Here is a 7,126-nt window from a genome sequence, read left to right as displayed (position 1 = left end):
GTGTATTTCTACGAATGTCTTTGATGAAATTCTCTGCTGTTTTTTTCTTAGGTGTTTTCATACTATTTCAAAGTTAATAATTTTTGAAAACACTCTCTTAGTTTTGAACTAAATCAGTCCACTTTTTGCTGATGATTTACATTCAAATTCTCTAATATGAATACGTTTACCATCTTTATCTATTTTAGAACCATTGTAGTATTCTAAGTAATGGCTATACATGCCATTTTTTAATTTTTTCTTTTTTAAACTAATTTTCACAGGTGTACATTTTTACACCTTTTGATCTTGAAGGTGTACGTTAGGTGTAACAAATGTACTAATATGGTAAAACATAAACAAGTATAAATCTTTGTAAACCCTTGTAGGTCAAGGAAAAGACAGTAAGAAAAACTAAAAGAAAGTAAATTTATTTCCCGATACAATATTTGAAGTTAGTAGTATTTATAATGCTTTACAAGGTTTGGGCAACAAATAAGCATCAAATTCATATAAATAAAGGCTTAAAAACAAGTAAATAAAGGAAAGTTGATTTATTTGTCAGCATGTAAATATATAAAAAAAGTCGCTACTGTGAGCGACTTAATTTTAAGTAATTTAAACTTATCCTGCGATTTGAGAGCCTAAATACATGCTGTTTGATAGTTGTGTTCCATCAGCCGACATAAACGCTATAAAAAGCTCTAAAGTGTCTCCTGCATAGGTAGTTGGAATAGCTACATTGTAAGAACCATCAACACGAGTGTTCCCATCCCCAACAATAGAAACAGATTCTTTCTTAGCTGGGTTGTAAACTAACAACATTACTTTATCAGTAGCATTTGCATTACTCTCAGCCGAGTTGTCTCCCCAAGTGAATGTAACCTCTCCAGAAGTTGAAGCATCAGCTGAAGGGTTTAAAGGCATTGATAAACCACCTCTACTCAAAAGTGCTAATGTGTAATCTACAATGTAATCAGGATCTATTCCTGTAATTGCATTGTTTAAGATGTAAGACATTGCAGCATTAAACTCTGTCTTTTTGTTTGCAAGGTTTCTGTAACCTGCTTTAACAAAAGGCTTAATCGCTTGTAAAAACTCTAAAGTCACAGTAAATTTTGTTCTTTGCATTACTTGACCTGCTGTTCTCGGATTTGCAACATTTGAAGGTTTTACTCTGATGTAGTCAATACCTTTCCAGTTACCACCGATAACATTACCTACTTTACCTGATACTCCTCCTAGAATACCTTGATTAATTTTTCCCATTTGGATTAAAAATTTAAGAATTAGAAATTTGTTTGGACTTGATACGGCTTTGTCCAAGAGCTGTACCATTTGTGTAAATATAGGGCAATAATTGTGCTAAACTCTTGTTAAATAAGGCTTTGCATTCTTTTGCGTTTTGTTGCTTTGTTTGAGTTATGACAAGTTATTTATGACAAAGTGCAAAATAATGCAGGAACATTTTTTTAGTGTCATATATGGCAAATTTTCAATGAGATTTTTAAAGAAAAAGCCCGAAAAAATCGGGCTTGGATTAGAGGTAATAATGAAGTATTGCAGCTTTTAATCTTTCTATGGTGTCTAAATTTTTGCTGTAGATACTTGATAGACTTTCTAGTTTTTTGAGTTTTTCCACGTTTTCAGTGTGTTTTTTGTGTTCCTTGTAGATTTGTAACACTTTATCTCTGAAATTGCTTTTAAACTCCTGTAATCGAAGAAACGGAATAACTGAACCGACTAAGTGTTGATGCCAGAATTTTGATTTCCATAAGCTTAATGCTATCCAATAGAGGTTTTCGGCTTCTTCTTCGGTTTTTACCAGTATTACGAAGCAGTTCGGGCAAGGTTCTTTTAGAGGTTTTCCGCTATTGTTTCCTTTACTTAAAACGAAGAAGTGGGGTTGGCTGTAAACTCTGTCTTTTTGGTGTGTAAATACATTGTGATAAGTCATAATATCGGATTTAAAGTTATGCTCGCATTTCATGCTTCGCCATAAAATTTTTCAAAAGAAAAAAGGAAAAAAAAGAAAGCCATCTGTTCTAGTGTAGGGTTTCAAAAAAGCAAGTTTTTTTAAAAAAATACTACCCATATGGTTGAACTGGAATAGGGTTTTCGTTGTTTAATCGGGAAGTGGATTGGAAATGTTTGGGTGGAGATTTTTTTAAAAACCGTAGGCTTGAACTTGCTTTTTTGTAAACCCGAAACTTACCTTTGCATTCTTTTTTTTATTTTTTTTGTTTTGTTTCCTTGACTTAATCGGGAGTTGTTTTTTGGTGGGATTTTCTTTTTAAATCGGGTAGTTCTGAAAGGGTAACAAATTTTATGGGATGGATATAAAAACCATTGAAAAAACAAATAAAACTGCTTTATATCCAGCACAAAAATTTGTTACTCTTTTTAGGCTTTGATTTTTGAGGGTGCAAGAGTGTTGATTGAAATTAGGGTTTTCAATGCTTGCTGTAATGTTGTTATGGAATTGTATTGCACCTTCAAAAAACAATGAAAATACTGTTCCTATTTCGGGTGGGAGCGTTGGAGCGCGGCTATTTTACATAATGAAATTATAGTTCAAAAAAATAACGTTTTTCCAATATTATCTCTTTTTTTTGAACTATAATGTTGCCATCATTATGTAAATATAGCTTGGGAGTGGTTTTAGCGTTGGGTTTCAGCTCTTGTTTTTGGGTTGGGAGTGCAGTGCTTTTATCTGGCTGTTTTATGTGCGATGGGGTTGGGAGAATAAAACAGACAAGGAAAAGTACTGCACATAGGGAAAAACAAGTGCTGAGTGCGGTGGGAGAAACCACTTAAGCGGTGGGGAGCGTTGGGCTGGGTGGGACGCAAATACGACAGCGATAGCGTTCCTATTAATGTATATATAATTAATTGTAATAAATTAATAGTTAGTGTTGTTGAATTAAAAATAAAAGACAAATTACTTAATACTATTGTAATTATGAATTACTCATATTTGAAAATCTCATGATGGGAATATTATAGTTCTTTTAGTGCATTAATTATATCTACAGTTGAGTGAATTGAAGTGTTGAGTGCCATTTTATCAGCTAAACTTGGACTAAATTCAAGTACTTCATCTTTTGATATTTTATGCCAAATTGGTAAAATTACTTTATGACCATTCATTTCTCTTGCTACCATGCCATTTAATTCATACTCAGTCCAGTTTTTTTTAACAAAATATGGTGAAATGATAACTATACCAAATCTTGAATTTCTCAAACCAGCATCAATTTTTTTTCTTAAACTATCACCAATTTTTAATTCAAACTCGTCATACCAAACTTCAAAACCATTATTTTTTAGTGAATCAGCAAGATCTCTTACTATATCGTCTTTATCTTCAGATGCATGTGAAATAAAAAAATCATATTTTTTATTTTTATAATTATCTATATTTTGAGTCGTTTGCTTAGAGGAGTAATTTTGATTAATTAAAAAATCTAATTGAGATTTTTGCTCATCAATTTTTTTTTGAAGGCTAAGTTGAAAATCTACTTGTTGTTTATTTTGTTTTTTTAATTCGTTTTCTTCTGCCTTTCTTAAATCTTGTTTTTTTCTGCCTAACTCTATTGATTTATCTGCTATTTTTTTTTGATACTCGGCAATTTTCTTCTTAGAATTATAAATATCGTTTTGATAACCTTGTATTTGTCTATGCTTACTTTGTAATGAAGATAAAGAAGTATTTTTATTTATTGATTTATTTACTGTATCAATTTGTTTATTCTTATCATTCTCCTTTTTACTCTCTTCTGCAATTTTTTTTTGAAAATCTGCAATATCTTTTTCTATTTTATTTATTTGATTTTGATAATAACTTGGATTCATAGATTTTTCTTAAAGTTTTAGATTAACAATTAATCAATTATTGCAATGAAGTTTTCAAATCATCTAGTGCAATTGAAATTCTATATTTTTTTGTAGAAGATTGTAATTTGTAAACACAATTTTCCAATTCATTTAATAATTCAAACTTTATGAAAGGATCTTTTATTTTTTCTATATTGTCTGTAATATTCTTTAAATCTGAGTTAGATTTGGTGATTTCTTCAATTAGTTTTATAACTTTAGCATTCTTTTTATCAGCTAATTCTATATCATTTTTTTGAATATCTTTTTTATTCTTTTGGATATTTACCTTGTAATTTTGAAGTTTTAAATAACCAAAATAAAAAGAGTATATAACAGCTCCAACTTCTATTAGCCCTAAGATTGACCATGGACTTTCATGTGAAATACTTTTGATTGCAAAGTTTTCATAATCTATAAAATTGTTGAAAGAGAAATTATCAAGATAAAAATCAGTAGTGTTAATGTGATATATCTGAGGAAAATCATTAATACGAATTAAACTGATAATGTCTGATATGTATTTTTTTCTATAATCAGAATTTTCAATCTCCTCATCATTAAAGGCAAGAAACATCGATTCATAATTATTCCTTCTTTATAATATTTCTTCAGTTTTAGAATCAATATTTTTTAATAATTCAGGAATACCATATTTAATTGATTGATCTGTAAAAAAACCTTTTAGAAATTCAATTGTTTTTTGGAAAGCTGTATCGTGTATATTATTATTAATATCTTCAGATTTCAATATGTTAGCATTATATAATTTAATAGCTTTATTTAGAGACCAATCTCTTTTGAAATCTTCATCTATATTAAAAAATATTTTTCTAAAATGTGAAAAGTAATAAGATATAATGTTGTAGTCGTTTATTAATAAGTTAGGGTAAATAGATGAAAAATGACCATTTGAAATTAAAAAATCTGAAAAGGCATCATTAGATAAATTAACTCTATTATTATCAAAACTATATTTATTTGGATTAGAGAATACTACAATATTTTCAAATTGAATATTTTCATCGTTTATTACATTTGTTAAACCATTTATCAGTTCTATTTTATAATTGATACTTAATAAAGTATTTACAAAATCTATAATTTGAAAATCTGATAATTTTTCAGGATTTTCTTGTTTAAAAAATATGTTTTTAAAACTCATAATATTTGTTAAAAATGTTTGAACTTAATATTTTACAAAAACCACAATATCTCTTTACCGTGAGGTGGAATGTTACCACTTTCGAAGTGAGGTGCTATTTCGGCTACCATTTCTGGGTATTTGATGGTTATTGGTACGTTTTGTTGTCTTAATGATTTCCAATATAGCCTACTGAATTGATATACTTGTTCAATAAGTTTTTTGATTTCGAAATTGTCTAAATCTTCTTCGTTATTGGGTGATGAAATTTTTAGTTTTATAGGGAATGGATAGCCTTCTTGTTCTGAATGTTTTTCGGAATCGTTGTATCTTGTATTGTTGAAAAGTAGGTATTCTTTTTTCCCAATGTTTATTATGGTACCACTTTTTGGCATTAAACGATTGTACCAATTATTGTCAAAAGCAATTAAATCTTCTGAATTGGTTTTATTAATGTTGATGATGTATAAAGGACAATCGAGATTTAGCCTGTTCATTTTTTGAATGATGGGTTTTAACTCTTTGTCGCTCATTTCTTTGTAAAAGTGAATGACTACTTTAGTAGGATTCTCTTCAAGGTTTGCATATTGATGTATTGCATCGCAAATTGAACCTGCTAACAGATTTGTATCACTTTTGGTAAAGTATTCGAACTTTTTAAATGAACCACTATTGTTGAAACTAAAAGCACTTGCCACGTAGTTAGTGTTTTCGTCTACATTTTTAAAAGCTCCAACACCTATAATTAAATCTTTGTTTGAACTTGTGGAAAGCTGCCAAGGTTTACCCTCTAATTTAGCTAACAAGGCTAATGATATGTTGTTTAATTCGAATTGATAGTTGTTGATTTTTGATTTTAGTTTATCAAAATCAATTACTTGAGAAATAATTCTTCTTTTGAGTAATTCTTCTTTTACTCTGTAATATACTTTTTTACGTGTTTTATCTTCGTCAAACTTTGCAATAGGACTAATGTAAAATGCTACATAAGTGTTTTCGTAATTGAAATTACTATTGTTTAATTTTTCTATAATCTCTGGTAATGGATTATTTTCATCTTTGTATTTTATTGCTAATGACATATCGGTATGGAATTCGATATTAGCAAATTTGTATAAGCCTTTGTAATATGTTCCTGTTCCTTTTTGCAAATGATTATGTAATTCTTTACAAACATCAGCGTGACTTTCGTGATAGATGTAAAAAATCGTAATGTTTGGTTTTGGTGAAGTTACCAAAGCACCTTTTGTTGGAAAGTCTAGTTTTGGAGTAAAACCAATTTCACCACCTTTGAATACAAGGTCATTGCAACTTCTGTCTACATATAATATTCTTGTTTCCTCAACTGGTAAGTAGTTTAAGGAATGTAAGGGAATAAGGGTTTTAAAATCTACATTGTTTAAATAGGTTTGAACAAACTCATCAATAGCTGTTTTGTAGCGTATGTATCTATTTTTTGTTCTTTCTACTTCTACATCGATATTTAGTTTTGAAGCTAACTCACGATTAAGTATAGGCCATGATTTTTCAAGGTCTAGACTTGTTTTTAGTTCTGCATCAATTTTTTGATAATTCAATACTGATTTGTTATTGATTATCTTTTTTATGTATGTTGCTGGGACATCTTCTAATACTTTAATAACAGATTTTTTACACATTTTTGAAGTGTCATCATAAGCAATAACTAACTCAGGAAATTTTGATACTTTACTGAATTGGATTTTTAAAGAAAACTTATTGAATACCCAAAAGTCCTTCTTTTCTTCATTTTTATTGATAATCCAAATTTGAGGTTCTTTGATAAAGTTACGCGTAACTACTACACCTGTTATGGATTTAAAATAATGGTATAATTTGTAGTTTAGAAAATCTTTATAGAAAAAAACATTTTTATCATTGAAATCAATTTCCAATGGGGTAGTGCCTTCGACATTTTTATCGAAAGTGGTGTAGATTTTCTCAATTCCCTCATTTCCTAGATTAGGGAATATTTCGTTTATGTTGTTTGGGTGGTTTGATTTATATACCGATACACTTCCTCTAATTTGTTCTAAACTAAAGTAAAGCGTTATAGGCTTTTGTGGCCAGTCAAAAGTTAGTAGGTTGAAATACAATTGTTGGCTCATA

Annotated in this window: 6 protein-coding genes; all 6 read right to left on the bottom strand. The window is 29.2% G+C overall.

Annotated features, from left to right (window positions below):
* Positions 1-603 precede the first annotated feature (603 nt).
* Positions 604-1,248, bottom strand: a complete 645-nt coding sequence (locus ACE3PD_RS09915; protein ID WP_374402005.1) for a DUF6266 family protein — start codon at positions 1,246-1,248, stop codon at positions 604-606.
* 271 nt (positions 1,249-1,519) lie between these two features.
* Positions 1,520-1,936, bottom strand: coding sequence for a hypothetical protein (locus ACE3PD_RS09910; protein WP_374402003.1), 417 nt, complete (start codon positions 1,934-1,936; stop codon positions 1,520-1,522).
* A 1,043-nt stretch (positions 1,937-2,979) separates the two neighbouring features.
* On the bottom strand, positions 2,980-3,834 hold the full coding sequence (locus ACE3PD_RS09905; RefSeq protein ID WP_374402001.1) for a TIR domain-containing protein: 855 nt from the start codon (positions 3,832-3,834) through the stop codon (positions 2,980-2,982).
* A 37-nt stretch (positions 3,835-3,871) separates the two neighbouring features.
* Positions 3,872-4,432, bottom strand: a complete 561-nt coding sequence (locus ACE3PD_RS09900) for a hypothetical protein (RefSeq protein WP_374401999.1) — start codon at positions 4,430-4,432, stop codon at positions 3,872-3,874.
* 21 nt (positions 4,433-4,453) lie between these two features.
* Positions 4,454-5,020: a hypothetical protein gene (locus tag ACE3PD_RS09895; RefSeq protein ID WP_374401997.1), complete on the bottom strand. Its 567-nt coding sequence runs from the start codon at positions 5,018-5,020 to the stop codon at positions 4,454-4,456.
* Between the two features lie 32 nt (positions 5,021-5,052).
* A complete protein-coding gene (locus tag ACE3PD_RS09890; protein ID WP_374401995.1) occupies positions 5,053-7,125 on the bottom strand; it encodes a Piwi domain-containing protein in 2,073 nt (690 codons plus the stop codon).
* Between the last annotated feature and the right edge of the window lies 1 nt (position 7,126).

It is taken from the genome of Flavobacterium sp. (assembly GCF_041911335.1).
Lineage (GTDB): Bacteria > Bacteroidota > Bacteroidia > Flavobacteriales > Flavobacteriaceae > Flavobacterium.
The sequence above is the reverse complement of the archived record's forward strand: the minus strand, read 5'-3'. Positions and strand labels throughout refer to the sequence as shown.